Source organism: Polynucleobacter sp. AP-Kolm-20A-A1 (assembly GCF_018688315.1).
Taxonomy (GTDB): domain Bacteria; phylum Pseudomonadota; class Gammaproteobacteria; order Burkholderiales; family Burkholderiaceae; genus Polynucleobacter.
This window is the reverse complement of sequence record NZ_CP061315.1, coordinates 93,051-118,826: the sequence shown is the minus strand read 5'-3', so window position 1 is coordinate 118,826 and position 25,776 is coordinate 93,051. Positions and strand designations below refer to the sequence as shown.

Below are 25,776 nucleotides of genomic sequence, written 5' to 3'. Positions count from 1 at the left end.
ATACAACAAACGCACAACAGCGTTAAATCTTTTCACTCATGGGCCCTAGCTTCAGGGCCCATTAATTCGAATTAGTGAATATCTTTCCAGTAGGCTTTATTTAAACGCCATGCCAATATGGTGAAGATTGCCAAGAATAGGAGCACGATTACGCCAAGACGTTTACGCTCCAACTGCACTGGCTCAGCCATCCATGACATAAAGGCAACCAAGTCGGCGATATTGTCGTCGTACTCTTGCGGCTTCATTGTGCCTGGAGTTAACTGCTCAAAGCCAACGAAAACCTTTTCCATTCTGCCTTCGTCATGCGGATCCTTGTGCTCTTCAAACTTCGCAGCACGCTCACCTTGCAACTGCCAAAGAACATGCGGCATACCTACGCTTGGGTAAACCAAGTTATTCCAACCCGTTTGCGTAGTATCGTCTTTGTAGAAAGTGCGGAAGTAGGTGTAGAGCCAATCAGTACCACGAGCACGAGCCTCAACTGATAAATCTGGTGGGTTTTTACCAAAGAACGCTTTGCCTTCTTTTGGTGTCATGGAGATGGTCATCAAATCGCCAACTTTAGCGTCGTTCAAAATGAGATTGTCTTTAATCTGCTGATCGGTCAAGCCGATATCACGCAAGCGGTTGTAACGCATGCTTGAAGCTGCGTGGCAGTTCAAGCAATAGTTCACAAATATCTTGGCGCCGTTTTGCAATGAAGCATTGCTGCTTACACGGTCAGGGGCTTTATCCAATGGAAAGCCGCCTTCGTTTGCATTGGCAGCAACACCAAAGCCAAGGGCAGCAACCAAAACCGTAGCTTGGCAGACGCCCATCAAAGTTTGCAGGATTCGTTTCATGCTAATTCCTAATTTCTCTTTGCCAATATCTCAGGCGTGAATTAATGGGACTTAAAAGTAACGCGTGTTGGAACAGGCTTGAACGTGCCACGCGTGCTCCAGAACGGCATTGCCAAGAAGAAGCCCAGATAATAAATAGTGCATACCTGAGAAATCTTTTCAAATACTGGTGATGGTGGCTCGATACCTAAATAGCCCAAGATCACAAAACTCACTACGAACACACCATAAATATATTTATGGAACTGTGGACGATAGCGAATCGATTTCACCGGTGATTTATCAAGCCAAGGTAAGAAGAACATGATCACAACTGAACCGCCCATGATCACAACACCCCAGAACTTCGCATCAAACAAATAGAAACCAGCGGCCAAAATAACAGCAATTGCTACGCAAGCGCCTTTGACTTTCTTATCGTTTGAAGTTTTAGCAAACATTCCAAGAATGACTGCCAAGAAGATCCACAGAGGCAACAGGAAGTTGGTAGTTGTCGCACGCAACATAGAGTAGAACGGCGTGAAATACCAAACCGGTGCAATGTGCGGAGGCGTTTGCAATGGATTTGCAGGGATGAAGTTGTTAGCTTCAAGGAAGTAACCGCCCATCTCTGGTGCAAAGAACACGATGCAAGCAAAAATCATCAAGAACACACCAAGACCAAACACGTCATGGACGGTGTAGTAAGGGTGGAATGGAATGCCATCTACAGGGTGACCATTTGCATCTAAGTTCTCTTTGATTTCAATGCCATCAGGATTGTTTGAGCCAACTTCATGCAAAGCAATAATGTGAGCAGCAACCAAACCAATCAATACCAATGGAATTGCAATCACGTGGAATGCAAAGAAGCGATTGAGGGTTGCATCACCCACAACATAGTCACCACGCAACCATAAAGAAAGGTCTGGACCAATGAATGGGATTGCAGAGAACAAGTTCACGATTACTTGAGCGCCCCAGTAGGACATTTGGCCCCATGGGAGCAAGTAACCAAAGAAAGCCTCGCCCATCAAGCACAAGAAAATTGCGCAACCGAAGATCCAAATTAACTCACGTGGCTTGCGATAAGAGCCGTAGATCAAACCACGGAACATGTGCAAATACACAACCACGAAGAACATTGAAGCGCCTGTGGAATGGAGGTAACGAATCATCCAACCCCATGGAACTTCACGCATGATGTACTCAACAGACTCAAAAGCCTTGGCAGCATCAGGCTTGTAGTTCATTACCAAGAAAATACCGGTAATGATTTGTAAAGCCAAAACCACAATCGCTAAGGAACCAAAAAAGTACCAAAAATTGAGGTTTTTAGGTGCGTAATACTCGGTTAAATGAGCCTTAATCGAGGAAGTGAGAGGAAAACGGGAATCAACCCAAGCCAACACCTTCTGGGCAACAGGAGCGTTTGCTGGGACTTCTTTTTCGTGAAATGCCATTTATTTCTCCTTAGGCCTTCTTATCATCGCCAATCAGAATCTTGGTGTCGCTCAAATACATATGTGGCGGCACTTCAAGGTTATCTGGGGCTGGTTTGTTCTTAAATACGCGGCCTGCCATATCAAATGTAGAGCCATGACATGGGCAGAGGAAGCCGCCTGGCCAAGTATTTGGGAGGGATGGCTGAGCACCTGACTCGAATTTTGGTGTTGGGGAGCAGCCTAAATGGGTGCAAATACCAACAACCACAAGGTACTCAGGCTTAATTGAGCGCCATTGGTTCTGGGCGTAAGGAGGGGTAAATTGGGCTGGATCACGCAATGAATCAGGGTCAGCCAATTCGCCATCAATTTTAGAGAGTTCAGCAACCTGCTCAGGCGTACGACGCACCACCCATACAGGCTTACCGCGCCATTCAACCATTCTCATTTCGTCAGGCTGCATGCCCGCGATATCGATCTCAACAGCTGCTCCAGCGGCTTTAGCACGCTCAGAAGGCTCAAAGCTGTCCACAAAAGGGTAAAGGGCTGCGGCTGCACCTACGCCACCAACTGCCGAAGTGGCGATCAGCCAATTGCGGCGATCCTTGTCCATACAGGGCTTGTCACTCATTTACAAAATTCCTAAAAAGGGTATTTATGGGTGGAAATTGCTTAAAGGTAGGATTTTAAAGTAAAAAGTGGGGTAAGCAAGAAAGTTCTGGGGTTAATCTCGGGTTAATCAGTATCAAATCAAAAAAGGAAGCATTTATGAGCGTTTTAAAGGAGTTTCGGGACTTTGCCGTTAAGGGAAATGTGATCGATTTGGCGGTGGGTGTCATTATTGGCGGTGCATTTGGAAAAATCGTGGATTCCCTCGTCAACGACATCGTGATGCCCGTCATTTCAACCCTTTTGGGCGGTCATATCGACTTTACAAATCTTTTTGTCGTTTTAGGCCATATTCCTGAAGGCGTGCCAAGAACTTTTGATGCCCTAAAAAAAGCAGGCGTCCCAATTTTTGCCTACGGAAACTTCATCACTATTTCCATCAATTTTATCCTCTTGGCATTTGTGATTTTTCAAATGGTCAAGGTTGTCAATAAAGTGCGGCTTCTCGATGCGCCCCCTGCACCCCCAACACCAGAAGATATTGTTTTGTTGCGTGAAATTCGCGATAGTCTGAATAAATAAATTGCTAATCACCCATTCATTCGCGCGCCCAAGGTTATAACACTTGCCTTCTGAAAAAACGTTAACGGAAGAAGCACGTGCAAAACAAATTTTGCACAATAGTTTTTCATTGCTTCAAAAGGGTGAGCTTGAAAAAGCTGATGAATTGCTTAATGAGGCATTCAGGCTTGATCCTAGCAATGTCGATGTACTTAATCTCTTAGGTATTCGGCATTATCAAAACCAATCATTTGAAAAAGCCTTAGATTTTTTAAATAAGGCCAATCTACGTGTGCCTCACTTCGCTCCAACCCTTGGAAACATTGGCCTGGTTCAAAATGCGCTTGGACGATATTCCGAAGCACTTCACTTTTTTGATCTCTCTATATCGGCGGATAGCCGCATTGCTGAGACGCACAACAATCGCGGAAACGCGCTAAAGGGATTGACTAGAAAATCAGAGGCTTTAGAAGCATATGCAAAAGCAATTTCTCTAAGGCCTAATTACGCTGAAGCCCTTAATAATCAAGGCGTAATCTTTTTAGAAGATGAAAAGTTTGGGAAAGCAATTGAATTTTTGGAGCAAGCGGTTCATGCAAATCCTCAATTCTCTATTGGCTTTAACAACCTCGGAAATGCTCTGACTCAAATCGAGAATTATGACGTTGCCTTTCAGTGTTTTGAACGCGCTATTCAACTAAACCCCAATTATTTAGAGGCCTATCTCAACTTTGGTAATTGTCTAAAAAAGTGCAAGCAGTTTAGTGGCGCCATTGAATGCTATCAACGTGCAGAGCAACTCGATCCCAACAACCCAGTTACTTGTAATTTATTGGGTGAGACTTACTACGAGATGGGTGAGTCAAACTCGGCTAAGAAGAACTATTCAAAATCATTGGCCCTGGACCCAGAAAATCTTGAGGTGCGGGTTGCATTGACTATCGCACAAATACCCAAGGTATATAGCAGCCAAGATGAGATTAAAGAATCCAGGAATGCATTTGCACAGCATCTGGATTTCTTTCCGTTAGGTGATGACTCGTTAAAGCCGTTCAAAGCTGACGAAAAAATTCTATATCGGCACCCCTTTTACCTTGCCTATCAAGATCTTAATAATAAGCCCCTGCTCTCACAATTTGGGGCATTCGGAATACGCCATGCGCAGGCAATTCAGCACCAGGTTGATTCAATCCAGAATTGCCTAATTTCTTCAGAGAAGATTCGTATCGGTATTGTCAGCAACTATTTTTGCAATCATCCCGTCTGGCATGCCATCACAAAGGGATTGGTAAGCCATTTAAATCCCGGGCAATTTGAAGTTTTCCTCTTTAATACCAATGGAGCCGAAGATGAAGAAACGTCCATAGCCAAATTAAAAGGGAGGTACCTTAATTGCGGGCAATCCACTATCGATGCTGCCCGCCTCATTAAAAGCCACGAACTAGATGTTTTACTCTACCCAGAAATTGGCATGGATACCGCCACTAGGGCCTTGGCATGCCTTAGATTAGCGCCCACACAGATGGTGGCATGGGGACATCCTGAAACAACCGGTCTCTCAACCATCGACTATTACCTGTCTGCAGAACTCTTTGAGGGCGAGACATCAAAGCTGTTTTACAGCGAAGGGTTAATTAAGCTACCTAGCCTTGGGACTTATATTGAATCCCAATCAACTAAAACTGCTGATATTAATTTAGACCAGCTCGGGATAGACGCCAATCTACCGATACTGATCTGCGCTGGATCACCCTCTAAATACAACCCCAAGAACGACCATGTCTTTACTCAAATTGCCAAACGACTAGGGCGCTGCCAATTTATCTTTTTTGATTTCTCTGAAACCCTCACCAGCACCCTAAAAGAACGATTGCACACTGCATTCATAAAAGAAAGCCTCCATGCAGAGTCGTTTATTCACTTCATTCCTTTTTTACAGAAAGAAGAATTTCACAGTCTCATGCAGCAGTCTCATCTTTACTTGGACACCATTGGATTTTCTGGCTTTAATACTGCTATACAGGCGCTGAGTTGCAACTTGCCCATTGTCACCATCGAGGGTGACTTCATGCGCGGCAGACTTGCTAGCGCCATTTTGAGGCGAATGGCACTTTTAGACCTCATCTGCCACTCAGACGAAGAGTATATTGATCGAGCAGTGGAATTGATTCAAAATCCAGAAATACAAAAGATCTATAAAAAACGTATCAAAGAAAATCTTCATAGAGTTTTTAATAATCTAGAACCTATTCGTAGCCTTGAAGCTTTTTTAATCGGGCAAATGAGAAAACAACAATAAATATGCCCACTACATTTAATAAGCTCTGGCTCTTGTTTGCGCAAACCGTCACTATCCTTCTAGCGGCCGTATTTATTGTTGTCACTCTCCAGCCAGACTGGATACCCAGCTCGGGTGTGAGCTCTTTGGCAAATACCATTCCGATTAACGAAATTAGACAGCAAGATCAAGTAAGTCCGGGATCTTATCATGAAGCCGTAAAACGCTCCATGCCAGCTGTAGTAAATATCTTTACTAGCAAAAGCACAGTAAAACCTAGGGCACGCTCCGGCAACAAACCTAATTCAGCAGACCCACTCTTTAAATTCTTCTTTGGCGACCAACCGCCAGAAGAGCCCAGCTCAAGCCTCGGATCTGGCGTGCTTGTGAGCGCCGAAGGATACATTCTTACTAATCATCACGTCATCAGTAATGCAGACAATATCGATGTTGCACTTTCTGATGGGCGCAAACTAAAAGCAAAAGTGGTTGGCAGCGATCCCGAGACTGACATCGCAGTTTTAAAAATTGACGGAAAACAGCTGCCAACACCTATAACGTTTGGAAACTCGGAATCCGTTCGTATCGGCGATGTTGTATTGGCCATAGGCAATCCTTTTGGTGTTGGACAAACCGTGACCTCAGGCATTGTTTCTGCTCTAGGCCGAAATCACTTAGGCATCAATACTTTTGAAAACTTTATTCAAACAGACGCAGCAATCAATCCCGGAAATTCTGGAGGCGCTTTAATTGATACTCGCGGAAATTTAATTGGAATTAATACGGCTATTTTTTCAAATAATGGCGGATCGATGGGTATTGGGTTTGCAATCCCAATCAGTCTAGCAAAACAAGTAATGCAATCCATTTTGGCAAATGGGAGCGTGTCCCGGGGATGGGTTGGGGTCGAACCTCAAAATCTCAATCCTGAACTTTCCGAATCGCTAGGGCTGCCCGCAAATGCAAAGGGTGTATTGATATCCGGAATTTTGGAGGGTGGGCCGGCATCGCGTGGCGGCGTAAAGCCTGGGGATGTTCTGCTTTCAGTCAATGCCACCCCAACTAATAGCGTTAGAGATCTGCTAGATACTATTGCGAGCATTGCCCCTGGAACGGAGGTTGAACTTAAAATTTTACGTAATGGTAAAGACTTCAATTTAAAAGTTCAAACTGGCAAGCGGCCAAAACCGAAAAAATTAGCAGAGTAAATAGAAGTGCATCTATACAAAACATTCGTCAAGAACAGTATTCAATGACTGAAAATCTGGAAGTTGCTAAGCACCACTTTGAGGCTGCACTCACTGCTCTTGAAGAAAATAATGATGCACAAGCTGAAATTGAGCTACGCAAAGCATTGAAATGCGCACCCGCCAGACCTTCAATCCTAGCCAATTTATCTGCAGTACTGATACGCCAAAGCAAGTGGGGTGATGCTAAAGATATTTGTGCTGAATTATTAGTCGTTGAACCCAATAGCATTGAAGGCATTATTAATTTAGGAATCTGCGCACAGAATACTAATAACCTTGACAGTGCTCTTGACTACTTTAATCAAGCGCTGGCAATCGATCCCAACTCAAGCTCAGCCTGGGTCAACAAAGGCAATATTTTGCTGGAAAAAGAATTATTTGCCGATGCGCGTAGCTGCTTCGAAACAGCCCACAAGCTAGGACAGCACCTGGAAGAGGCGCACATAGGTTTAGCCAATCTGCATAATGAGCTTAAAGAATATTCACTGGGACTGGCGCACTTATCTGAAGCTCTTTCAATTAACCCTCAGAACTTTCAAGCCCAATGGAATAAAGCGCTTTCGCTATTACGCTTGGGTCAATTCGAAGAGGGATGGAAACTTTATGAATCGCGCTGGCACATCTCTGGAATGGCGGAGCATGCGAGGCATCAAAACATTCAATTATGGCTTGGAAATCAATCGCTGGCAGGAAAAACCATTTTGATTCACGCGGAACAGGGCTTTGGTGACGCCATTCAAATGAGTCGCTACCTACCGCTTCTCGCCAAAGAAAATGGCGCCAAGGTAATTTTTGAAGTTCCTCCCTCCCTTACCGAACTGATGCGCTCACTGGGGTCCGAGATTGCAGTGATTAGCTCCAATTCGTCACTTGAGAAACAAATACAGGACGCGCCAGAATTTCAGTGCCCAGTAATGAGTCTACCCCTTGCGCTGCGGACCACGCTAGACACAGTTCCGAATCAAACACCTTACTTATTCGCCACTTCAGAGAAAAGACTGTCCTGGGAAAACAGATTAAATCAAGCCTCCGCAATAGATAAACCATTCCGAGTGGGCATTGCCTGGTCAGGCTCTGGTCACTATGCCGGCAAGAAAAATCATAAAAGAGATGTTTCTTTTGACGAAATATGCTCTTTAATAAACTCCATGGAGACATATCCCATCGAATTTCATGCAATACAAAAGGATTTGGAAGATATTCCAAGTAAAGGATGTCCAAGAAACCTTTTCCTACATTCTCATTTGCTCAATAACTTTGCAGATACGGCTGCGCTCATTGCAGAGCTAAACCTCATTATCTCCATCGATACCGCTGTAGGGCATCTTGCCGGCGCATTGGGTAATCAAACACTTCTTTTGCTACCCGACCCACCAGACTTTATGTTTATGACTGAGGTGAAAATAAGTCCCTGGTACCCCAACACCCAATTAATCCGCCAAGAACAACGCGGTATTTGGCCGTTGGATAAGATTCAAGCAACAATCTTAAATTCCATAGCAAATCTATAAGAAAGCGAACTAAAACTCAGAAATAAAAAACCACCCCGAGGGGTGGTTAATTTGTTGCAATTCTAAGTTAAGCGGTTAGTTAACCGCAAAAATTAGAAAGTGTGACGCAAGCCTACTGTGTATTGGTTCACGCTAGCACCAGAACCAGCTGTTGAAGAAGCTGATGATGTAGATTGTGATTGACCATAGATAGCATACAAGTTTGTACGCTTGCTCAAGTAGTAGTTAGAGCCCAACTGATAGCCGAAGATGTTAACAGATGATGGCTCTACGTTAGCAGCGATAGGACCCTTAACCTTACCAGTACCAACAGAAGCCCAAGCCTCGATTGTTGGAGTGATATAGCTACGGACACCGATCTGCTGTGCAGTACGATTCAACTGTTGACCAGCTGCACCAGCAGTTACAGTGTAGTCATTTTGAATCTTACGGCCAATCCATTGAGCGTATGCCTTCAAGATACCGAAGTCATAAGTAACAGCAGCATAAGTTTGCTTATCAGCAGTTTGTTGTGCAGCAAACAAAGAAGCGGCAGCAGGAACAACCTGGCCGCTAGTTACGCCAGCACCGTTCAAGTTAGTTTCAGCAGCAGCTTGCTGTTGAATGTTTGTGTATGCAGTTTTGAAAGACTGATATGCAGCAGTTGCATACAATTTCTTCCATGTAAAGTCAGCAGCAAGACCCCAACCGTTCCAGTTAGCATTGCCACCAGCTGTTGTACCAGCCGCAGTAGTAACAGTAGAGTTAGAGTTGTTCAATGCGTACATACCTGAAGCGCTGAAACCAGCAAAGTTATCAGTCTTGAATGTGAGCGCATTTGATGCACGGTTTGTAAAGCCATAACCAGCTGCTTGACCACTGTTTGCATCAGCAGTGATGCCAGGGCTCAAATAGATAACGTTACCAGCAACGTTTGCATATTGTGAAGGGTCAGTAGCAGCGCCTTGGTTAAAGATTGGGGTGTATTGACGACCGAAAGCGAATTGACCGATACCGTTTTTCTTCAAACCGAGGAATGCTTGACGGTTATCCAATGCAGATCCGCCACCGTTTTGGTTGTTTTGCAACTTGTCCCAGCCTGTTGATGCGCCGCTGAGGTTAGGGTTTTGTGGTGTCAATCCCATTTCAACGGTGAAGAACGCAGAAGAACCGCCGCCTAAGTCTTCAGTACCTTTGAAGCCCAAACGTGAAGTGTTCTCTTGGTTTTGACCAAACGCACTAACAGTTTGTTTGGTTGTTGCACCAGCAGCAGTAACAGTCTTGCTGTTACCACCAACATAGCCCGCGTCCAATAAACCATAAACGGTTACGCTGGACTGAGCTTGAGCAGCGCCAGCGATAGCTGTTGTAGCTGCGAGAGCGAATAGCGATTTTTTCATTCTTTAAATCTCCAAAAATTAAAAGTAATGCCCAAATAAAACTGGGACCTACGAATTTTGCTTCTTTTGCCCCACTAGACTGGGGGTAAGGGTATTTAGGACCTCTTTTTGCTTGTCAAAAGGTAGTTTTTTGGCTTTTGTCGTTGTATCTCGGCAACAAGACCTTTGTTTTCTGTCTTTTATGCCCTTGCAATGCCAAAATTGTCATATGGCAAGTCGCGAATTCTTAAAAATACTCAGTTCAGCCCGCTTGGGTGATGTATCAGCGCAACAAAAATTGGCCGAAGCTTACCTTACAGGGGCATTTAAAACCCCTATACAGCCTGCTAATGCCTTGATTTGGCTAGAGAAATCCTATTTTTCCATTACAAATCAAAAGCTTGAAGGGCAAAGCGCCTACAACCCAGCCATCCTGGATGTTGTATCCCAAATTGCCAATATCCCGCTAGCTGAGACCTTTGGTTCCCCAGCATTTGGCTTTGGTTGGGATACCTTCTGGAGATTGGCGGAAGAGAATGTCGACTCCGCGATCCAGCTTGCGGCCAAATGGCAACTAGTTAATTTGTTGGTTAACCCACTCAATCAAGAGATCCAATCTAGCCTGGTCGATTGGATCAAAACCAGAAAAGAAAAAACATCTCTCGAAAAGATTAATCACCTAGATTTCACTGGGCTGCAAAAAATAGTGAAGCAGTATTTGCAAGAATTGGCAGAAAGCGATTCAGTTTTTGCTTCGAATGCCAAAGAGTTGCTAATTAAATTACAGCCTAAGAATGAGGCGCTCACCTCACTTTGGAATGCCTGGCTTGAGGAGCAGAATGAAGATGCTCTGGCTCAGGCGGCAGAGCTTGGCTTAACCATTGCAAAACTCACGCTTGGTTTGCGTCTTGCTCAACTAGATGGCAGTGAAGCCTCCACAGAAGGAAAGCCAAACGCGTCTCTGAAAAAAGCAGCTCACTGGCTGGAGCTTGCTGCAAAAGATGGTGATCGCGATGCTTGGTATGCGCTAGGCGAAATCTATCGCCGTCCGCAATTTTCTGGATACAACGCAACAGAGAGTGATCGCTGTTTTGATCGCGCAGCCGACCTTGCTCACCCGCAAGCACAACTTCGCAAAGGGGCAAATCTCTGGCGTAAGCGCGAGAAGAGCGATGAAAAAGTACGCGGCCTGCAAGCATCCTACTGGGTTTGGCACGCACATCAACAGGGCGTTCCAGAAGCAAAAGAATTGCTTGGCAAAATTTTAGAGAGTTGTCCTAACCCAAAGGCAAACGACTGGCTGGAACTTGCGCAATTCGCTGAACAAGCCATTAATCACCATGCGGAACATAAGCTAGATGAAGACTGGCTATTGCTATGCCATCGCATTGTCATCGCCAACCAATTCAATTTCACCAAAGCCGAGTTACTTCTTTGCGAGGTAGGCCAGCTACAACATGAACATTGCGTGGTGGTGGATATTCGCTGGGAATTACCGAAGATTTTGCCCAGATTAATTCAGATTGAAACGATTCAGCAACGTCGCGCCTTATTGGCCGCGGGCAAAGCATTTGCAGGATCAGAATTGGATATTGAAGGAAATTTGCGTCAGAGACGTTACCGCTTTGATCGAGTGACCAGCTGGTTAACAAGCACCTTTTCTAAAGCCCCGACTGACGCAGAGCCTGCTTAATTTAAGTCAATGACTTAAATTTCAGCGCCCGCTTTATCTTCGGAGTCATTCTCAGAAGACTTGGGCACATAAAACCGCGCAATCAAAAGACCGAGTTCGTAGAGTAAGGTCATTGGCACAGCAAGAAGTAGTTGAGAAAGCACATCCGGGGGCGTCACAATCGCTGAGATCACAAATGCCCCAACAATCACATAAGGGCGAATCTCTTTTAGCTTAGCCAAAGGGACCATGCCCATGCGCACTAGAACAACTACCACTACCGGCACCTCAAACGTAATACCAAACGCCAAGAAAGTCGTCATCGCAAAGCTTAAGTAGTTATCAATGTCAGTAGACATTTCTGCGCCTAATGGAGCGTTATAACTTGCCATGAAATTAAATACGGTTGGGAATACTAAAAAGTATGCGAACGCCATACCAATAATGAACAAGCTATAGCTACTGATTACCAAGGGCAAAATTAATTTACGCTCGTGCAAATACAGTCCAGGCGCAATGAAGGCCCACAACTGATACATCACTACAGGCAATGCAATTAAGAATGCCACCAGCATCGTAACTTTCATAGGCACAAAAAATGAGCCAGTGACGTCTGTCACAATCATCTTGCCGCCAGCAGGCAGGGCCTGTAATAAAGGTTGCGCAAATATATGAAAAATATCTGGCGCCCAATACACCAAGCAGACGAAGACAACAATAATTGCCAGGGCCGCCTTGATTACGCGATCGCGCAATTCAAATAAATGCGATAGAAAAGTTTCTTGTAAACCTGAATCTTCGGTGGAATTATTTTGCGTCATACGAAGATTATTTTTTATTTACCAGCAGCATGATGAAAGCGCTTCATTCTTGCAGCACCAGATTGCACGCGCGTACGCACCCCGGATGAACGCTTGAACCATATAGGCCTAGCTGCACGCCTAACACCCCAACTATTGCGGCCTTGCCGCTTCGTCTTGCGAAGCACTTCGCTTTCATCAAGCGGGGGTTTTTCAAAGCTGGTTTCGAAGATATCGGCTTGATCACTAAGGCTTGAGCTAGCCTCTTGTACAGTCGAGTGAATGCTATTTTCGACTTCTTTGAGAGTGGTGGCACTCTCTTCGCGGAATTTTTTAAACTCCTCAACTTCCATCTGGCGGCTCACTTCAGCTTTAACGTCAGCCATATAGCGTTGAGCGCGACCAAATAAATTTCCAGCCATACGAGCTACTTTGGGCAAGCGCTCTGGTCCAACTACGACCAAAGCAACCACAGCAATCAGCGCAAGCTTTGAAACTCCAAGATCAATCATCTGAACAAGCTAACTAAGAACCGCATGAGTTTCTATCTGCGCTATCAATGGTTACTTGTTGACGTCTTTAGCTTGCACATCAACTGTTTTTTCAGTAGATGTAGCACTTTGCTGAATTTGCTCTTTAGGCTCTTCAGAAGTTTTCATGCCGTCTTTAAAGCCCTTTACAGCTCCACCTAAATCTTGGCCAATATTGCGCAATTTCTTGGTACCAAATACCAACATCACGATGACCAAAACAATTAACCAATGCCAAATGCTAAATGAACCCATCTTTAATCTCCTTGGATTATTTTTTCCAGGGGCGCGGACCGCCCATCACATGCAGGTGCAAGTGATAAACCTCCTGCCCACCATCTACCCCATTATTTACCATCAATCGAAAGCCGCCATCCTTTCCAGGTCGACAGCCCTGCTCTTTGGCAAGACGGGGTGCTAATTCCATCATTCTACCCAGCAATGGCGCATCAATGCTTTCCGTGGATTCCAACATGGGAATGTGTTTTTTAGGAATCATCAAAAAATGCACCGGTGCAGCCGGGTTGATATCTTTAAAAGCAAAAATTTCTTCGTCCTCATAAACCTTCTGGGATGGAATCAATCCTTGAGAAATCTTACAAAACAAGCAATTGGGGTCGTGCGACATGACTACTCCTTGCCGGCGGCTTTTCTGGCTGCCTTCTCTTCAATCCCTGAAGTGCCCAATCGACGGTCAAGCTCGCTAATCACATCTTCTGGTCGCAGGTTAAATTGCGAGAGTGCAATTAAGCAGTGAAACCATAAATCGGCCATTTCGCCGACCAAGAGTTTTTGCTGCTCAGCCGCCAAATTAGAATTGCGGGCGTCTTTGGCCGCCATTACTGCCTCGGTTGCCTCTTCACCAATCTTTTTTAAGATGCCGTCATCACCCTTAGAAAAGAGCAAAGCGGTATAAGAAGTTTTGGGATCGGATTGACCCGCCTTGAAAGCGTCTCGACGTTGATCTACCACGTCAGCCAAGTGAGCCAATCCAGAGTCTAAAGAAGAGGGTTTATTTGCAGCGCTAGTCATCTAGGTATTTTATGTTGTTTATTCAGAAGATTCACTTCTTTGATTTGGACTCATCAACCCAAGCTGATTTAGCGGAATCCCATTGCAAAAAGAAGCAGCTATGCTCACCTGTATGACAGGCAATCCCATCTTTTTGCTCAACCAAGAGCAATATCGTATCCCCGTCACAATCTAAGCGAATTTCTTTAACCTTTTGGGTATGGCCAGATTCTTCCCCTTTATGCCAAAGCTTTTGTCTGGAACGTGTCCAGTAAACGGCCTCGCCCAAACGTAAGGTAGCCAATAAAGCATCGCGATTCATCCAGGCCATCATCAAGATGTCCTTGCTACCAACTTCCTGGGCAATCACCGGAACTAAACCTTGCTCATTCCAGGCAACAGCATCGAGCCACTGACCGGGTTGCATAGATTCAATTGGTTGAAATGTAATTTGACTCATATCTGAACTTTACAGGGAATCTTGAGGGCTTTGGAAATCTTGCCAAAGTGTTGATACAACTTAAATGCGGACTGGGATTCCCTGGGCCGCCATATATTCTTTTGCCTGTCCCACCGTGTATTCACCGTAGTGAAAAATGCTGGCAGCAAGAACCGCATCGGCATGGCCCTTTGTAATGCCATCGACCAAGTGCTGAAGATTTCCCACTCCACCAGAGGCAATTACAGGCACAGACACTGCATCACTAACGGCGGCAGTCAATGCCAAATCAAAACCATCTTTACTGCCATCACGGTTCATGCTGGTTAGCAGAATTTCGCCGGCACCGCGCTTAGCCACTTCTGTCGCCCATTCCACTACATCCATGCCGGTAGCAGTTCTACCGCCATGCGTAAAGACTTCCCAATTACCAGCCTCGGTTTGTTTGGCATCAATTGCGACAACGATACATTGCGAACCATAATATGCAGCCGCATCAGAAACTAAATCGGGGTTAGCAACCGCAGATGAATTCATGCTGACCTTATCTGCGCCAGCATTAAGCAGGCGCCGCACATCAGCCACTGCACGCACACCACCACCAACTGTCAATGGGATAAATACTTGCGATGCCACATCCTCAATGATGTGCAAAATCAGATCACGTCCGTCAGAGGTCGCAGTGATATCTAAAAAAGTGAGTTCGTCTGCACCCTGAGTGTCATAACGTTTGGCGATTTCTACTGGGTCACCTGCGTCACGCAACCCAACAAAATTTACACCCTTAACCACGCGCCCTGCGGTGACATCTAAACAGGGAATAATTCTTTTGGTTAACACTAGATAGTTTTCTTTGCGTACTTAAGCGTTAGCTCATCAGCATATTTTTGAGCGGCGGCGAGATCAAGGTCGCCTGAATAAATAGAGCGCCCAGCAATCACGCCCATCACACCCTCTTCCTCAGCTTTGCATAAGGCTTCGATGTCTTGGTTATTGGAAAGGCCGCCACTGGCAATTACCGGAATACGAATGGCTTGCGCTAGCTTCATCGTAGCCTCAACGTTAACGCCCTTGAGCATGCCATCCCGACCAATATCGGTATAAATGATGGCTTCAACGCCCCAGTCTTCAAATTTCTTAGCAAGATCAACCACTTCATGCCCTGTAATCTTGCTCCAGCCGTCAGTAGCGACTTTGCCATCTCTTGCATCTAAGCCAACCATCACATGACCCGGAAAGGCAGTGCAAGCATCTTGTACAAAGCCAGGATTTTTCACGGCCGCAGTACCAATAATGACAGTGCTAATTCCGTCGTCTAATAAACGCTCAATTGTTTCAAGATCACGAATACCGCCACCCAATTGAACTGGAATCTCATTTCCAACCGCTTTAAGAATAGATTTAATTGCAGATTCGTTTTTTAGCTTGCCGGCAAAAGCGCCATTCAGATCTACGAGATGTAAACGTCGCGCACCTTTACTAATCCAATGCGCAGCCATTGCACCTGGATCTTCAGAAAAAACTGTGGCCTTATCCATATCACCCTGTTCGAGTCGAACACAGTGGCCATCTTTAAGATCAATTGCGGGAATCAGCAGCATAACAATAGGTTAAAAATTTTTAAGGTTGCCAAGAAACAAAATTTTGATAAAGCTTTAATCCGTATTCTGCACTTTTTTCAGGATGAAATTGTGTAGCAAAAATATTATCCCTTGCCACAGCAGATGTAAACCAATCGCTATATTCTGTAGAGCCAGCAGTGTCTTCACTGCGCTGCGGCACAACATAGTAGCTGTGCACAAAGTAAAAGCTCGTTAAATCCGGAATACCGACCCATAGAGGGTGCTTACGGTCTTGGCGTACTTGATTCCAGCCCATATGCGGCACTTTATAAGCAGACCCATCAGCCTGCTTTTTGCCTGCCAACTCAAAGCGACGAACTTCTCCAGGGATTAAACCCAAACAAGGCGTCCAATGATCAACTCCATTTGCGCGCACTTCAGCGCTTTGATCAAATAACATTTGCTCACCAACACAAACGCCCAAAAGTGGCTTGTTTTTAGAGGCTTCTAATAAGGCCTCCAATAAACCAGACTCCTCAAGGTGCTTCATGCAATCAGGCATCGCCCCTTGACCCGGCAAAACAACGCGATCGGCAGAGCGAATTTCTTCAGGCTTATGGGCAATCAATACATTGTCATCAGGCGCAACGTGATGGAATGCCTGGTAAACGGAACGAAGGTTACCCATTCCGTAATCAACGATCGCAATGGTTTGCGCCAAAATTTACCTGTTGTCTACTGTTGTCTGCTGAGCAACTAAAAGAGGTCTAGATTACAGACTTCCTTTAGTTGAGGGAATAGATCCGGATGCCCGTGGATCAAGCGCCAAGGCCATGCGCAACGCACGGCCAAAGGCTTTAAATACGGTCTCAATCTGGTGATGCGCATTGATACCGCGCAAATTATCGATATGCAAAGTAACGCCGGCGTGATTCACAAATCCACGGAAGAACTCAATACTGAGATCAACATCAAAGTCACCTACACGAGCACGAGTAAATGGAACATTGAACTCAAGTCCTGGACGACCAGAGAAGTCGACCACAACGCGAGACAAAGTTTCATCCAAGGGCACATAAGAATGGCCATAACGTGTAATGCCAGCTTTATCACCTACAGCCTTGGCAAAGGCCTGGCCTAGAGTAATGCCGACATCTTCAACGGTGTGGTGATCATCAATATGGGTATCGCCCTGCGCAACCACTTTGAGATCAATCATGCCGTGACGGGCAATCTGATCCAGCATATGATCCAGGAAAGGAACGCCGGAGGCTAGCTGAGCCTTACCGGTACCATCCAAATTGATGGAAATCTGAATTTTGGTTTCCGAAGTGTTTCGGGTAACGTCGGCTTGCCGCATGCTTCATTGCGCCGCGAGGCGAAGTGTTGATTGAAGCCTCATAATATCATTCCTAGAAGCAATATAAATATGGATGCTGCAGCATTTTCCTTGTGATTTTTGACCCGAGTACCCTCATGAGCCGTTTTTGGAGCCCCGTTGTTCAAACCCTAACCCCCTATGTCCCGGGGGAGCAGCCGCAAATGCAGCGGTTGGTTAAGCTCAACACCAATGAAAGTCCATACGGACCCTCGCCCAAGGCGCTTGCTGCAATTGAGGCTCAAAATAACGATGATTTGCGCCTTTACCCAGACCCTGAGGGCGTTGCCCTTAAGCAAGCAATCGCAAAGTTACATGGATTGAACCCAAATCAGGTTTTTTTAGGTAATGGCTCGGATGAGGTGCTGGCTCATGTTTTTGCCGGCCTACTCAAACAAAGTAAACCCGTTCATTTTCCAGACATCACCTACAGCTTTTATCCGGTGTACTGCAAACTCTTTGGCATTGACTATAAAACTGTGCCGCTAGGTGATCACTTTGAGATCAATACAACTCAATACAAAGCGCCTAATGGAGGAATTATTTTCCCCAATCCTAATGCGCCAACTGGTAGATCTATTCCGCGCTCAGAAATTGAGTCACTCCTTGCAAGCAACAAAGATTCAGTACTAGTCATTGATGAGGCTTATGTCGATTACGGTACAGAATCTTGCATCCCACTTTTACAAGGTGCTGCTTGCCCAGAAAATCTTTTAGTAGTGCATACACTTTCTAAATCGAGAGCACTAGCAGGACTTCGAGTTGGTTTTGCTGTTGGTCACCCTACCTTAATTGAAGGTCTAGAGCGTGTAAAAAATAGTTTTAATTCTTATCCACTCGGTCGACTAGCGCAAGCGGGAGCAATAGCTGCAATTGAAGATCAAGCACATCTCGAGAAAACCTCTAAAAAAGTTATCAACACTCGCACCTCATTAGTAACTGAGTTAAGCGCCTTAGGCTTTGAAACACTGCCATCTACTGCAAATTTTATTTTTACTCGTCATCCTACGCATGCGGGCGCCAAGCTATATCAGGCATTGCGGGATCGCGGCATCATCGTGCGCCATTTCAAGTCACCACGTATAGATGCGTTCTTGCGTATTACGATTGGCACAGATGAGCAAAGCGGCGAACTCGTCGCCGCTTTAAAAGAAATCCTCGCTTAATCAAACAGCGAATAAATTTTTAGATTATTTTTTAAGACGCATCTCAGCTGCACGCGCGTGGGCCTGCAGGCCTTCGCCATGAGCTAATGTGCTCGCTACCGCGCCCAGCGTTTGAGCGCCAGCCTCACTCACCTCAATCATGCTAGAGCGCTTAATAAAATCATAAACACCCAGAGGTGAAGAGAAGCGCGCAGTGCGTGCGGTTGGCAATACGTGATTGGGCCCAGCACAGTAATCACCGAGTGACTCACTGGTGTAGTTACCCATAAAGATTGCGCCAGCATGGCGAATTTGATCCGCCCACTTACGCGGATCGAGGGCGCAAATTTCTAAATGTTCTGCTGCAATAGCATTGGCTATCTCACAAGCCTCCTGCATATCTTTTACCTGAATCAATAATGCGCGATTTGTTAACGATGCTTCAATAACTTTTGCGCGCGGCATTTCTGAGAGCAATTTGTTGATGCTTGCTTGAACTTGCTCAATAAAGGCTAGATCAGGGCAAAGCAAAATCGATTGCGCTTGCTCGTCGTGCTCGGCTTGAGAAAACAAGTCCATCGCAATCCAATCCGGATTGCTAGAGCCATCACAAAGTACCAAGATTTCTGATGGGCCGGCGATCATATCAATACCCACAGTTCCAAATACTCTGCGCTTAGCTGCCGCCACATATGCATTGCCAGGGCCAACAATTTTATCTACCGCAGGTATCGTATTGGTGCCGTAGGCTAATGCACCAACAGCTTGAGCACCGCCAATCGTAAAGACACGATCCACGCCCGCAAGATATGCCGCCGCTAGAACCAATGGGTTGCGTGCGCCATCAGGGGTGGGCACAACCATAATGACCTCAGCAACACCGGCCACTTTCGCGGGAATAGCATTCATCAATACAGAGGATGGGTAAGCAGCCTTACCGCCTGGCACATAAATGCCCACTCGATCTAATGGCGTTACTTTTTGACCCAAGCGCGTACCATCCGCCTCTTCATATTCCCAAGAGTGGCAACCCGCTTCAATTTTTTGCTTCTCGTGATACGCCCGCACTCTTTGTGCAGCAATATCAAGCGCATTCTTTTGTTCGGCGGATAAAGATTTATAGGCTTGCTCTAAATCCTTACGGAGAATTTCTAAATCAGAAACCGCTGCAACATCTAAGCGATCAAATTGCTTCGTAAAACCCAATACCGCCTCATCACCCTTTGTTTTTACCGCTGCCAAAATTTTGACCACCGCAGTATCAATAGCTTCGTCATCAGCCATGGGCAAAGAAAGGCTGGACAGCAAAACCTCTCTGAAGCCAGCATCCTTGCTGTTTAAACGCTTAACGTTGATTGATGAAGACATGGATTGAAGACTTCTATATGGTCGTTAATTACTTTAGCAACTCAAAAATGGGTTGTAGCTGTGCACGCTTACGCTTGTAAGAAGCTTGATTAACAACTAAACGTGCGCTGATGTCAGCAATCGGCTCTACCTCAACTAAGCCATTCGCCTTGAGTGTATTGCCAGTGGAAACTAAATCCACGATAGCGTCAGCCAAGCCAACTAAAGGCGCAAGCTCCATAGAGCCATAGAGCTGAATAGTGTCGATATGCACACCTTTATTAGCAAAGTGTTCACGCGCGCAATTGACATACTTGGTGGCAACTTTAAGACGAGAGCCTTGTTTGACTGCACCAGCGTAATCAAAACCTTCGCGCACAGCAACTGACATACGGCACTTCGCGATGTTTAAGTCATAAGGCACATACAAACCATCAGCACCTTTTTCCATCAATACATCTAAACCAGCAACGCCAAAATCTGCACCACCAAACTGAACATAAGTGGGAACGTCTGAGGCGCGAACAATAATTAAACGAACATCGGGGTTAGTCGTTTCAATAATGAGCTTGCGTGACTTCTCGGGATCCTCCAGCGGCACGATACCAACCTTGGATAGGATCTCTGCGGTCTCTTCGAAGATGCGCCCTTTAGAGAGGGCTAAAGTCAATTTCATGACCTAATTATCTCTCAGGCTTACTTCACACGCTCAATGTTGGCGCCCAAGAGTGTTAATTTCTGCTCCATGCGGTCATAACCCCGATCTAAATGGTAGATCCGATCGACTTGGGTTTCGCCCTGGGCCGCCAAACCTGCAATCACCAAACTGGCTGAGGCACGCAGATCGGTGGCCATCACAATTGCCCCCGAAAGCTTTTCTACCCCCTGGGCAATAGCGGTATTACCTTCAATTGCAATATCAGCACCTAGGCGATTTAATTCTTGAACGTGCATAAATCGGTTCTCAAAAATCGTCTCGGTAATTGTTGAGCTTCCGCTCGCCACCGCATTGACCGTCATTAATTGAGCCTGCATATCGGTTGGGAAGGCGGGATATTCGGAAGTGCGAAAACTTACAGCCTTTGGGCGTCCTTGCATTGAGGCCTTGATCCAGTCTGGACCGACTTCCATGGTGAGGCCAGCTTCTTTTAACTTCACGATGACTGCATCTAATGTATCTGGACGACAGCGCTTCACTACGATCTCGCCACCAGTAGCTGCAACTGCACACAAGAAGGTGCCCGCTTCAATGCGATCAGGGATCACCGAATGCTCTGCACCATGCAACTTTTCAACGCCTTCAATAACGAGACGATCACTGCCAATTCCAGTAATTTTGGCGCCCATCTTCACTAGCAACTCAGCCAAATCACCAACTTCAGGTTCACGCGCAGCATTTTCTAAAATGGTTGTTCCGGATGCCAACGTGGCTGCCATCAATAAATTTTCTGTACCAGTCACCGTAATCATGTCGGTCAAAATCGAGGCGCCTTTAAGGCGATCATTTTGCGACTTTGTCTCTGCCTGGATATATCCACTCTTAATTTTGATCACAGCACCCATAGCCTTTAAGCCTTTAATGTGCTGGTCAACTGGACGTGCGCCAATTGCGCAGCCGCCTGGCAAGGAGACCTTGGCAGAATGCATTCTGGCTAAGAGCGGCCCAAGAACCAGGATAGAGGCACGCATGGTCTTAACCATCTCGTATGTTGCCTCTGCGCTTTTAATTACTGCTGCACTTAAAACAACATGACTGCGATCACCAGCATCTGGAAAGCCAACTGACACACCAATTTCTTGCAAAATCTTGAGCATGGTGCGCACATCTTGTAAATCTGGAACATTGCGCAACACAACAGGTTGATCGGTCAATAAGCAGGCACAAAGAATTGGTAATGCAGCATTTTTTGCGCCAGCGATAAGCACCTCACCCTTGAGTGGGGTCCCACCAACCATTCGTAATTTATCCATGAAACACTTCCAGAAAAAACAGGTAATTAATAACTAATATATTTATGCGGCAGAATTTTGTGCAAACTCTTCGGGTGTAAATGCTTTAATGGACAAAGCATGCACCTCGGCTTTCATCCGATCGCCCATTGCACCATATACCAATTGATGACGTTGCACTAAACGTTTGCCATCAAACTCTGGGCTCACAATCGTGGCAAAAAAATGCTGACCGTCACCCTCAACTTGAATATGGGTGCAATTGATACCTTGTTTGATGTAGCCTTCAATTTGCTCTGGGGTTGGTAACATTTTTTCTCCTAAAACACTTAATGTCTAAGCTTATAGCCCTTTTGAAGCAATCTCAGAGCGATTGCTGACACCACTACAAAAAAGAAAGCAACGATCGCCAAGCTATTCCAAGGTGAGATATCAGAAACCCCGAAGAAGCCGTAGCGAAATCCATCAATCATGTAGAAAAATGGATTGAAATGGGAAACAGCTTGCCAGGCTGGCGGCAATGAGTGAATTGAATAGAAAACACCAGATAACATCGTGGCAGGCATGATGATGAAGTTCTGGAAGGCAGCTAGCTGATCATATTTGTCAGCCCAGATACCGGCAATTAATCCCAAACTTCCTAAGATTGCTGCACCTAAAAATGCAAACGTCAAAATCCATAAAGGGTATTCCAAGGTCGGCAAACCGTACCAGGCGGTAATCAAAAACACGCCGAATCCAACAACCACACCCCGAAATACTGCCGCCAAAATATAAGCCGCATAAAACTCTAAGTGACTCAATGGGGCAAGCAAGACAAACACGAGGTTGCCGGTTACTTTTGACTGAATCAGCGATGAGGAAGTATTTGCAAAGGCATTTTGCAAAACGCTCATCATGACTAAACCCGGTATCAAGAAGGCCGTATAACTCAGACGACCATAAACTTCTCTACCTTCGAGCACGTGGCCAAAGATCATGAGATACAACACTGCCGTTAAGACTGGTGCAGCAACCGTTTGGAAAGCAACTTTATAAAAACGCTTTATTTCTTTATGTAAAAGCGTCGGAAAACCGCTGCCATACTCAAGAGGAGGTCTATTTAACCCCTGTTTCACAAGGCGCCTCCAGACATAATATTGACAAATACATCCTCAAGATCTGTTTTACCTTCACCATCTTTTTTAACTGAGCCATAGCGAGTCAATAAGTTAGCGGTGGTGTCCAAAGCGACAATTTCACCCTGCTTCAGCATGGCGATGCGCTGACATAAAGCCTCGGCTTCCTCTAAGTAGTGCGTCGTCAAAACGATCGTATGGCCGTCTTGATTTAATCTACTAATAAATTGCCATAAAGATTGACGCAACTCCACATCAACACCGGCAGTGGGCTCATCCAAAATAATTACTGGTGGTCTATGAACTAAAGCTTGCGCAACCAATACACGTCGCTTCATGCCGCCAGATAAAGAACGCATATTGCTATCTGCTTTTGAGGTGAGATCTAAGTTGGCCAGAATCTCATCAATCCATGCATCGTTATTGCGAATACCGAAATAGCCAGACTGAAAGCGCAGAGTCTCGCGAACAGTGAAAAAAGGATCAAACACCAACTCTTGGGGGACTACGCCCAACATGCGACGAGCCTCACGGAATGACTTTTGTACATCAGCACCCAAGATGGCTGCGTGCCCACTATCTGGCGTGACTAAGCCGGCCAAAATAGAAATCAAGGTTGTTTTACCGGCGCCATTTGGGCCTAGCAGGCCAAAGAATTCGCCCTGCTCTATCGCCAAAGAAACATCATCTAAAGCCTGTAGTGCTCCGTAATGCTTCGATATATTTTTAATTGAAATGGCTGGATGCATGCCGTTACAAACCTAGCAACGCGGAAACGCCGTAAACACCAGCCAAGACTTTTAATTTTTCAGGGGCATGCTCTACCGCAATGGAATGTCCATCAGCTTGCAGCTTTTTTTGCCATGCCAACAGCACTGTTAGCACCGTCGAATCAAAGTCCTTGAGTGAAGAACAGTCAACCGTTCTTAATGTGGCAGCATTCAACAAGCCCTCTTTTTGCAACTGCAGGGCATTTTCCTGCGTGACAATTTTGGGCAATAGAAAAGGCATGGTGTGTGTACTTTTCGATTAGTTAGATGGCTTGGCAGCAGCCAATTGCTTGTTGCGATCTTGCAAGAATTTCACCAAACCCTCAATACCATTTTGACTAATCTGATTAGAGAACTGATTGCGATAAGCCTCAACTAACCAAACGCCCATGATATTCATGTCATAGACCTTCCAACCGTTCGCCGTTTTTTCTAAACGGTAGTCGAGTGGAACTGGGTCTCCACGCCCCATTACAACAGTTTTTACAACAACTTCCTTGTCATCAGGGGCGGCACGCAATGGCTTAAATTGAACAGTTTGATCACGCAACTGGCTTAAGGCGCCAGAGTATGTGCGTATCAATAAATTTTTAAACTCCATTGAGAGTTGAGCTTGCTGCTCTGGTGTCGCCTTTTTCCAATTAGGACCCATCGCCATTTCAGTCGTACGACGCATATCGGTATAAGGAACAATTTTTTTCTCAACCAAATCCACGATCTTAGGAATGCTTCCTTTTTGAATATCCGGATCAGATTTCACTGTGGCCATTACATCGGTGACAACCATCTTAATAAGGGCATCAGGAGGAGTAGATTGATCCGGAGTTTGCGCAAAAATAGCACTCGAGATCAGAAATAAACCTGCAACCAAGCATTGAGAAATTCTTTTATAGCTTTTCATAATCCCTTGTCCCGCCCTATTCATTTGCTGCCATTATCTAAACTGGTTTAGAGCCAATTTTAGCCCTTTAAACCGCATTACTTATTCGTATGGATTTTCGTATACAGGCATCTGCGGCTCTTCATCATCCCTGCCCTCATTAATTTGATAGGCACGTCTTTGAATATAAGCATCGCGCATAAAGCTGTATTTATCAATTGCGGCGCCATCTAATAAATCGCCGGCTTCGTAATAGGTATTTCGCGCATTGATAACTCGCAAACCCGTCAAACTATTTCGTAAGGCAACGTCTGGCAGCAAGCGGAACAGGTAGTCAGACTCTAAGTCGGCAACCGTTCCAAATGTATCGCGCACGTTGCTTGGCCCAAAGAAAGGCAAAACCACATATGGTCCAGCAGGCACACCCCAAACACCAAAGGTTTGACCCCAGTCTTCTTTGTGTTTTTCAAGGCCACCGGATGACGCCAAATCGAGAAGACCACCTAAACCCATTGTTGTGTTAACCACTACCCGCATAAAATCATTAAAGGCATAGCCAGGCTTGCCCTGCAATAAGTTATAGAGGGCCGTGTAGATATCACTGTAATTACTAAAGAAGTTATAAACACCTTCGCGCACAAATTCCGGCAACACAAAGCGATAACCTGCAACTACTGGCTTAAGCACATAAGCATCCAAGCCTTCATTAAACTCGAATACTGAGCGATTAAACGGCTCCCAAGGATCTTGAGGGGAGCGCTCTACGCCCGCAGGAATTGAGGCGCAGCCGACTAATAAAGCGGCAAAGCCAAGCAAGAAAAATCGCCTGGCTTTATGCAAAACTACCTGCATCACTTTGTTGCGCCCTTGTCTTGGCCGCTATCTGCCGCCTTATTATAAAGAAATTGACTAATCAAATTTTCCAAAACAATAGCGGATTGAGTTTGTGCAATCTTTTCACCGCCGGTCAACATATCATCTGACCCGCCTGCCTCAAGACCAATGTACTGTTCGCCCAATAACCCTGAGGTCAAAATCTTAGCTGAAGAATCTTTTGGAAATTTATAAGCCTCTTCAATGGTCATCACTACAGTAGCTTGATAAGTTTTGTCATCAAACGAGATGTTGGCAATTCTTCCAACCACTACGCCAGCACTTTTCACTGGTGCGCGCGGCTTTAACCCACCAATATTGTCAAAGCGAGCGGAAATTTTGTATGTTGGCGCGAATGAAACTGCATTCATATTGCCTACTTTGAGCGCCAAAAATAATGCGGCCAATAGACCAATGGCAACAAAGATGCCTACCCAAATATCAATTGCACTTTTTCTCATAAGA

General features: G+C 45.5%; 30 protein-coding genes. 6 read left to right on the top strand and 24 right to left on the bottom strand.

The window, feature by feature from the left end; translation table 11 throughout:
• Positions 1 to 71: 71 nt before the first annotated feature.
• Genes C2745_RS00675 through petA form a run of 3 tightly spaced genes read right to left on the bottom strand, consistent with a single transcriptional unit; the run spans position 72 to position 2,900 of the window.
• Positions 72 to 845 carry a cytochrome c1 gene (locus C2745_RS00675; protein ID WP_371742989.1) on the bottom strand — a complete coding sequence of 258 codons (774 nt, stop codon included), beginning with the start codon at positions 843 to 845 and terminating at the stop codon, positions 72 to 74.
• A gap of 41 nt (positions 846 to 886) precedes the next feature.
• On the bottom strand, positions 887 to 2,287 hold the full coding sequence (locus C2745_RS00670) for a cytochrome bc complex cytochrome b subunit (RefSeq protein WP_215384442.1): 1,401 nt from the start codon (positions 2,285 to 2,287) through the stop codon (positions 887 to 889).
• Positions 2,288 to 2,297: 10 nt separating this feature from the next.
• Entirely contained in the window at positions 2,298 to 2,900 is a 603-nt protein-coding gene (gene petA, locus C2745_RS00665; RefSeq protein WP_215384441.1) for a ubiquinol-cytochrome c reductase iron-sulfur subunit, read from the bottom strand.
• A 137-nt stretch (positions 2,901 to 3,037) separates the two neighbouring features.
• Between petA and mscL the strand changes: the two genes are divergently transcribed.
• Genes mscL through C2745_RS00645 form a run of 4 tightly spaced genes read left to right on the top strand, consistent with a single transcriptional unit; the run spans position 3,038 to position 8,478 of the window.
• The gene (gene mscL / locus C2745_RS00660) at positions 3,038 to 3,460 is read left to right on the top strand and encodes a large conductance mechanosensitive channel protein MscL (RefSeq protein WP_215384440.1); all 423 of its coding nucleotides are present in this window, start codon (positions 3,038 to 3,040) and stop codon (positions 3,458 to 3,460) included.
• Between the two features lie 43 nt (positions 3,461 to 3,503).
• On the top strand, positions 3,504 to 5,738 hold the full coding sequence (locus C2745_RS00655) for a glycosyltransferase family 41 protein (protein WP_215384439.1): 2,235 nt from the start codon (positions 3,504 to 3,506) through the stop codon (positions 5,736 to 5,738).
• 2 nt (positions 5,739 to 5,740) lie between these two features.
• The gene (locus tag C2745_RS00650; RefSeq protein ID WP_215384438.1) at positions 5,741 to 6,925 is read left to right on the top strand and encodes a Do family serine endopeptidase; all 1,185 of its coding nucleotides are present in this window, start codon (positions 5,741 to 5,743) and stop codon (positions 6,923 to 6,925) included.
• A gap of 44 nt (positions 6,926 to 6,969) precedes the next feature.
• Positions 6,970 to 8,478: a tetratricopeptide repeat protein gene (locus tag C2745_RS00645; protein WP_215384437.1), complete on the top strand. Its 1,509-nt coding sequence runs from the start codon at positions 6,970 to 6,972 to the stop codon at positions 8,476 to 8,478.
• A 92-nt stretch (positions 8,479 to 8,570) separates the two neighbouring features.
• Here C2745_RS00645 and C2745_RS00640 read toward each other — a convergent pair whose 3' ends face one another.
• Entirely contained in the window at positions 8,571 to 9,857 is a 1,287-nt protein-coding gene (locus C2745_RS00640) for a porin (RefSeq protein ID WP_215384436.1), read from the bottom strand.
• Positions 9,858 to 10,065: 208 nt separating this feature from the next.
• Between C2745_RS00640 and C2745_RS00635 the strand changes: the two genes are divergently transcribed.
• On the top strand, positions 10,066 to 11,529 hold the full coding sequence (locus C2745_RS00635) for a tetratricopeptide repeat protein (protein ID WP_215384435.1): 1,464 nt from the start codon (positions 10,066 to 10,068) through the stop codon (positions 11,527 to 11,529).
• A gap of 14 nt (positions 11,530 to 11,543) precedes the next feature.
• Here the strand turns inward: C2745_RS00635 and tatC are convergent, their stop codons facing one another.
• From tatC to hisB, 10 genes are read right to left on the bottom strand one after another with little or no spacing between them, the layout of a single operon-like run.
• Positions 11,544 to 12,329, bottom strand: a complete 786-nt coding sequence (tatC, locus tag C2745_RS00630) for a twin-arginine translocase subunit TatC (protein ID WP_215384434.1) — start codon at positions 12,327 to 12,329, stop codon at positions 11,544 to 11,546.
• 14 nt (positions 12,330 to 12,343) lie between these two features.
• Positions 12,344 to 12,820 carry a Sec-independent protein translocase protein TatB gene (gene tatB, locus C2745_RS00625; RefSeq protein ID WP_215384433.1) on the bottom strand — a complete coding sequence of 159 codons (477 nt, stop codon included), beginning with the start codon at positions 12,818 to 12,820 and terminating at the stop codon, positions 12,344 to 12,346.
• A gap of 51 nt (positions 12,821 to 12,871) precedes the next feature.
• Positions 12,872 to 13,093 (bottom strand): Sec-independent protein translocase subunit TatA, encoded by a 222-nt coding sequence (tatA, locus tag C2745_RS00620; RefSeq protein WP_215384432.1) that lies wholly within the window; start codon positions 13,091 to 13,093, stop codon positions 12,872 to 12,874.
• Positions 13,094 to 13,109: 16 nt separating this feature from the next.
• Complete coding sequence (locus C2745_RS00615) at positions 13,110 to 13,466, bottom strand: histidine triad nucleotide-binding protein (RefSeq protein WP_215384431.1); 357 nt, start codon at positions 13,464 to 13,466, stop codon at positions 13,110 to 13,112.
• Between the two features lie 2 nt (positions 13,467 to 13,468).
• Positions 13,469 to 13,870, bottom strand: a complete 402-nt coding sequence (locus C2745_RS00610; RefSeq protein ID WP_215384430.1) for a phosphoribosyl-ATP diphosphatase — start codon at positions 13,868 to 13,870, stop codon at positions 13,469 to 13,471.
• A 31-nt stretch (positions 13,871 to 13,901) separates the two neighbouring features.
• Entirely contained in the window at positions 13,902 to 14,309 is a 408-nt protein-coding gene (gene hisI / locus C2745_RS00605; protein ID WP_215384429.1) for a phosphoribosyl-AMP cyclohydrolase, read from the bottom strand.
• Positions 14,310 to 14,369: 60 nt separating this feature from the next.
• Positions 14,370 to 15,128 (bottom strand): imidazole glycerol phosphate synthase subunit HisF, encoded by a 759-nt coding sequence (gene hisF / locus C2745_RS00600; RefSeq protein ID WP_215384428.1) that lies wholly within the window; start codon positions 15,126 to 15,128, stop codon positions 14,370 to 14,372.
• A complete protein-coding gene (hisA, locus tag C2745_RS00595) occupies positions 15,128 to 15,889 on the bottom strand; it encodes a 1-(5-phosphoribosyl)-5-[(5-phosphoribosylamino)methylideneamino]imidazole-4-carboxamide isomerase (protein WP_215384427.1) in 762 nt (253 codons plus the stop codon). Before hisA ends, hisF begins: the two co-directional genes overlap by 1 nt.
• 19 nt (positions 15,890 to 15,908) lie before the next feature.
• Positions 15,909 to 16,571, bottom strand: coding sequence for an imidazole glycerol phosphate synthase subunit HisH (hisH, locus tag C2745_RS00590; protein WP_215384426.1), 663 nt, complete (start codon positions 16,569 to 16,571; stop codon positions 15,909 to 15,911).
• 51 nt (positions 16,572 to 16,622) lie between these two features.
• Positions 16,623 to 17,210: an imidazoleglycerol-phosphate dehydratase HisB gene (gene hisB / locus C2745_RS00585; protein ID WP_215384425.1), complete on the bottom strand. Its 588-nt coding sequence runs from the start codon at positions 17,208 to 17,210 to the stop codon at positions 16,623 to 16,625.
• Between the two features lie 116 nt (positions 17,211 to 17,326).
• Between hisB and hisC the strand changes: the two genes are divergently transcribed.
• Complete coding sequence (gene hisC / locus C2745_RS00580; protein ID WP_215384424.1) at positions 17,327 to 18,394, top strand: histidinol-phosphate transaminase; 1,068 nt, start codon at positions 17,327 to 17,329, stop codon at positions 18,392 to 18,394.
• 24 nt (positions 18,395 to 18,418) lie between these two features.
• Here the strand turns inward: hisC and hisD are convergent, their stop codons facing one another.
• From hisD to mlaD, 10 genes are all read right to left on the bottom strand, one after another.
• Positions 18,419 to 19,741, bottom strand: a complete 1,323-nt coding sequence (gene hisD, locus C2745_RS00575) for a histidinol dehydrogenase (protein ID WP_215384423.1) — start codon at positions 19,739 to 19,741, stop codon at positions 18,419 to 18,421.
• A gap of 28 nt (positions 19,742 to 19,769) precedes the next feature.
• Complete coding sequence (hisG, locus tag C2745_RS00570) at positions 19,770 to 20,396, bottom strand: ATP phosphoribosyltransferase (protein ID WP_215384422.1); 627 nt, start codon at positions 20,394 to 20,396, stop codon at positions 19,770 to 19,772.
• Between the two features lie 20 nt (positions 20,397 to 20,416).
• Complete coding sequence (gene murA / locus C2745_RS00565; RefSeq protein WP_215384421.1) at positions 20,417 to 21,691, bottom strand: UDP-N-acetylglucosamine 1-carboxyvinyltransferase; 1,275 nt, start codon at positions 21,689 to 21,691, stop codon at positions 20,417 to 20,419.
• A 42-nt stretch (positions 21,692 to 21,733) separates the two neighbouring features.
• Positions 21,734 to 21,982, bottom strand: a complete 249-nt coding sequence (locus C2745_RS00560) for a BolA family protein (protein WP_215384420.1) — start codon at positions 21,980 to 21,982, stop codon at positions 21,734 to 21,736.
• A 17-nt stretch (positions 21,983 to 21,999) separates the two neighbouring features.
• Positions 22,000 to 22,788 carry an ABC transporter permease gene (locus C2745_RS00555; protein WP_215384419.1) on the bottom strand — a complete coding sequence of 263 codons (789 nt, stop codon included), beginning with the start codon at positions 22,786 to 22,788 and terminating at the stop codon, positions 22,000 to 22,002.
• On the bottom strand, positions 22,785 to 23,537 hold the full coding sequence (locus C2745_RS00550) for an ABC transporter ATP-binding protein (protein WP_215384418.1): 753 nt from the start codon (positions 23,535 to 23,537) through the stop codon (positions 22,785 to 22,787). The genes C2745_RS00555 and C2745_RS00550 overlap by 4 nt, the downstream gene beginning before the upstream one ends.
• 4 nt (positions 23,538 to 23,541) lie before the next feature.
• Entirely contained in the window at positions 23,542 to 23,799 is a 258-nt protein-coding gene (locus C2745_RS00545) for a lipid asymmetry maintenance protein MlaB (RefSeq protein ID WP_215384417.1), read from the bottom strand.
• A gap of 18 nt (positions 23,800 to 23,817) precedes the next feature.
• Positions 23,818 to 24,459 (bottom strand): phospholipid-binding protein MlaC, encoded by a 642-nt coding sequence (locus C2745_RS00540; protein ID WP_215384416.1) that lies wholly within the window; start codon positions 24,457 to 24,459, stop codon positions 23,818 to 23,820.
• 81 nt (positions 24,460 to 24,540) lie between these two features.
• On the bottom strand, positions 24,541 to 25,290 hold the full coding sequence (locus tag C2745_RS00535) for a VacJ family lipoprotein (RefSeq protein ID WP_215385541.1): 750 nt from the start codon (positions 25,288 to 25,290) through the stop codon (positions 24,541 to 24,543).
• Positions 25,290 to 25,772 (bottom strand): outer membrane lipid asymmetry maintenance protein MlaD, encoded by a 483-nt coding sequence (gene mlaD, locus C2745_RS00530; protein ID WP_215384415.1) that lies wholly within the window; start codon positions 25,770 to 25,772, stop codon positions 25,290 to 25,292. The genes C2745_RS00535 and mlaD overlap by 1 nt, the downstream gene beginning before the upstream one ends.
• Positions 25,773 to 25,776: the final 4 nt, after the last annotated feature.